This window comes from Phyllobacterium sp. (genome assembly GCF_037994425.1).
GTDB lineage: Bacteria > Pseudomonadota > Alphaproteobacteria > Rhizobiales > Rhizobiaceae > Phyllobacterium.
Map to the genome: position 1 here is coordinate 1 of NZ_JBBNAM010000170.1, position 3,583 is coordinate 3,583.

General features: G+C 54.5%; 4 protein-coding genes. 1 reads left to right on the top strand and 3 read right to left on the bottom strand.

From position 1 onward, the window contains the following. Positions 1-184: SPW repeat protein (locus AAAB35_RS12715; protein ID WP_340668646.1), on the bottom strand; the 184-nt coding region annotated here is incomplete at its 3' end. A 143-nt stretch (positions 185-327) separates the two neighbouring features. On the opposite strand from AAAB35_RS12715, the gene AAAB35_RS12720 reads away from it, so the two are divergent. Then, entirely contained in the window at positions 328-975 is a 648-nt protein-coding gene (locus AAAB35_RS12720; RefSeq protein WP_340668647.1) for a BON domain-containing protein, read from the top strand. Positions 976-1,851: 876 nt separating this feature from the next. Here the strand turns inward: AAAB35_RS12720 and fixJ are convergent. After that, positions 1,852-2,466 carry a response regulator FixJ gene (fixJ, locus tag AAAB35_RS12725; RefSeq protein WP_340668649.1) on the bottom strand — a complete coding sequence of 205 codons (615 nt, stop codon included), beginning with the start codon at positions 2,464-2,466 and terminating at the stop codon, positions 1,852-1,854. Continuing rightward, a partial coding sequence (locus AAAB35_RS12730) for a PAS domain S-box protein (RefSeq protein ID WP_340668648.1) occupies positions 2,462-3,583 on the bottom strand: 1,122 nt, incomplete at its 5' end. The genes fixJ and AAAB35_RS12730, both read right to left, overlap by 5 nt.

The window sequence follows — 3,583 nt, forward strand, 5'->3', positions numbered from 1 at the left end:
GCTCATAGGCACACAAAGCTATGAAACCAAGTAAAATCAGAACGACGCCGACGACGATGAAGTGCCACGACGCGATATCCAGTCCAATAGTGTCCGGGCTACTGTATCTCAGCATCCAGGGCGAGGCGACAAGCCAGACACCAAGCATTGCCTCCAGACCGTTTTGCCAGTGCTGTCTTTGCATGAGCGATGCCTCCTGCTTAAACAAGAGAGCCCAATTTAATACCGCAACACATCCGTGCATTGAGCTGGATCAATGATCACTTCCAGTGTTGATGGCATAAAGACCTCAGTTAGGGATTTTTGCTATCAACTGGAGGGATCGTGATGTCTGACAGCTCATTGAGACAAGACATCTTCGATGAACTGGAATACGAGCCAAGCATTGATGCCGCACATGTGGATGTGGCTGTCAAAGACGGGATCGTCACGCTAACCGGAAACGTCAGCTCCTTCGCTCAGCGAATGTCGCTGCGTGATGCGGTACTGCGCGTGAGGGGAGTAAGAGCGGTCGTTCAGGAAATCGAAGTCGTGCCTGCAGGAACCCATGCGGTTACGGACGAAGAAATCGCACGGCGAACCGTCGCCATGCTGAATTGGAACGTCGTCGTTCCCGAAAACGCGGTGCAGGTTGAAGTCAGACAAGGATGGGTGCAACTGACCGGCAACGTCGAATGGCAATATCAGAACGACGCCGCGGAAAGTGCCATCTGGCGTATGCCGGGCGTTGTTGGAGTTTCCAACAATATTAAAATCGTTCCAGCGGTAACGCCCGCCGACATCAAGAAGCGAATTAAGGCCGCTCTCAAGCGCGATGCGGCGCTGGAAGCCCAGGCCGTAACGGTGAGCGTGACTGACGGCACCGTAAGGCTGGAAGGTCGTTTGAAGACCTGGACAGAACGAAGGGCCGCGACACGTGCTGCCTGGTCTGCGCCGGGCGTCAGGGTCGTCGAAAATCATATCACCTTGGTCTGACGGCCGAAATCATTACGACGCTAGCAATGGCGTTGGCAATCGAAGGAGTTAGATGAAACGCGAGGTACGGGTAAAGCGGGTGTCGCGAGAAACCGCATCCACTTGACTTGTTGCAGCAAGTGCACCGGGAAATGCCAAAGCCGCCACAAAGGCCAAACGGACTGTCGGACATTCTTCGCAGGGCCAAGGGAGGGTTTTCGCAATTGCGACTACGCCGGGGCCTAAAGTAGTTTAGCTTCGCAGCGCCACATGCCTTACGGGATCGTCAATTGTAGGGACTATCAAATTCTGTAGTGAGTTAGGCGACGAATGACCTCTGTGGTTGCCGTCCGGTGTGCAAGAAGATTTTGAACCGGTGAACATATGATCGGGTGCGCACTTCCAGGCACCTCCATCCGATGGGCGGCCGATCGTAGCCGAGAAAACCGTGGAGCCTCGAAAATGCGAAAAACCACGTTGTTCAGTCTCCCGCGCATGCCGATTCTGCATCGGTCCGGAATTCCTCGGTAAGCTTCCAACCTTCCATCCAACTTGTCGCATGTTGATTGCCGGCCATCGATACTTCGCTCATTCCACCGAACCGAAATCATCTTCCCTGGCGTGCAGCAGCGCGACCAGTATGTGCAGGCAACTATCGAGCTGATCCGTTGTCGGCGCCGCCAGCCTGACAGCATTGTAAGACGGCTGTCACTGTGGGGATACTGTGGAAACGTTGGACCGTCGCCATCACAAATGGATCGTCCAAAATTGCTTCCACGTCTATGACAACACGACTGCCCTTCGCAGCACTGAGTGATGCAAGGGCAGTAGTGATACATCTGAAGGAAAGAATAACATAGCCTTCAACCTCAAGCGCAAAATTGACGGCATTGAAAGTCAATCGATATTGAGCTTTGCACCCAGTGCCATTCGCACAAGCTCCGGCAGGCTTTTGGCTTTCATTTTTGCCATCACGTTGGCACGGTGGACCTCAACCGTTCGCGGGCTGATGTTCAGATCATAGGCGATCGTCTTGTTGGCAAGACCTGCCACCACACGGGAAAGAACTTGCCGTTCGCGCTCGGTCAGTTCCTCCAGTCTTGCTTGGATGGTGGAAACATCGTCCGAACCATCCGCTGTTCCTGTCAATTGGGCCGCAGCGCGCTTTACCGCTTCAATTAAAAGTTCGTCTTCGAATGGCTTCTCTATAAAGTCCAAAGCTCCAGCCTTCATGGCTTCTACCGCCAGGGGTACGTCTCCGTGACCCGTTATCACAATGGAAGGTATCCGAAGGCCGGCAGCCTTCAGGCTGCGCAATAGTTCGACACCGTCCATGTCGGGCATGCGCAAATCGGTAATGAGACATCCATTGCGCAAGGTTGGCGCAACTCGAAGGAAGGCGGTCGCCGACCCATGCACGCGGACCGTGAAGCCGAACATGGTCAGCAAGAATGCCAGAGATTTTCTTACTGTCTCTTCATCGTCCACAACGTGGACAGTATAGTCATCAATTGCCATTTGAGTGCTCATCGCCAATCGAGGGAAGCGTAAAGCGGAACGTAGTACCTCCGCTCTCGTTTTTCCTTACCGCTATTTCGCCGCCATGGGACTCAACAATGCGCTTGGAGATCGACAGACCAACCCCCATACCACCAGGCTTTGTCGTCATGAAGGGCTTGAACAGCTGCGGTGCGATCTCATCGGGAATTCCCCCTCCAGTATCTGCAACTTCGATCACCACCCATCCTTTCTCGTCCAAACTCGTTTGCACCAGCAGTTCGCGTTTTTCCATGTCTCGCATCGCCTCCATGGCATTGCGCATAAGGTTAATTAACACCTGTTGGATTTGCACGCCGTCGACCATGACCAATCTAGCTTTGGGGTCAAACTCGAATACGGACCTGACACCGCGTTCGCGTGAACCCACAAGCGCCAGTGCACCAGCTTCCTCGACCAGCTTGCGGATGTCTTCCGGCGCCTTGTCGGTTTCGCCTCGTGTGACGAATTCCCTTAAGTGCCTGATAATTTGGCCCGCCCGCAGAGCTTGCCGCGACGTTTCCTCCAAAGCTTCCCGCATCTTCGATGCAAGCCCATCGTCGATGTCGCGCAATAGGCGCGCGCACCCTTGGGCGTAGTTTGCTATAGCGGACAGCGGCTGGTTGAGTTCGTGCGCCAGCGTCGAAGCCATTTCCCCTAGCTCGTTGAGCCGCGCCAGCCGCGCCAGCTCGCCCTGGAGTTCGTGCAACCGCGCCGCGGACTCTTCGCGCTCCGTCAGATCTCGAATAAACCCGGTGAAGAAGAGTTTATCTCCCGTCTTTATCTCTCCGACGGCAAGTTTCATCGGAAATGTCGAACCATCTTTGCGTTTGCCGACGACAACACGATCGATACCGATAATGCGTTTTTCACCCGTTCTCAAATATCTGCTTATGTAGCCGTCGTGCTCCTGCTTATAGGGCTCTGGCATCAAGATCCGGACATTCCGTCCGACAACCTCGGCCTCGGTGTAGCCGAACTGGCGCACGGCTGCCGCACTGAAAGACGTAATCGTTCCATCCTTTTCAATGACGACCGTTGCATCGAGTACAGTGTCCAGGATCGACCGGAGATGCGCTTCCCGAGCGTCGAG

Bases quoted from the DNA above. Each gene is read 5' to 3' on its own strand.
- AAAB35_RS12720 (WP_340668647.1), top strand. From the start codon at position 328: ATGTCTGACAGCTCATTGAGACAAGACATCTTCGATGAACTGGAATAC.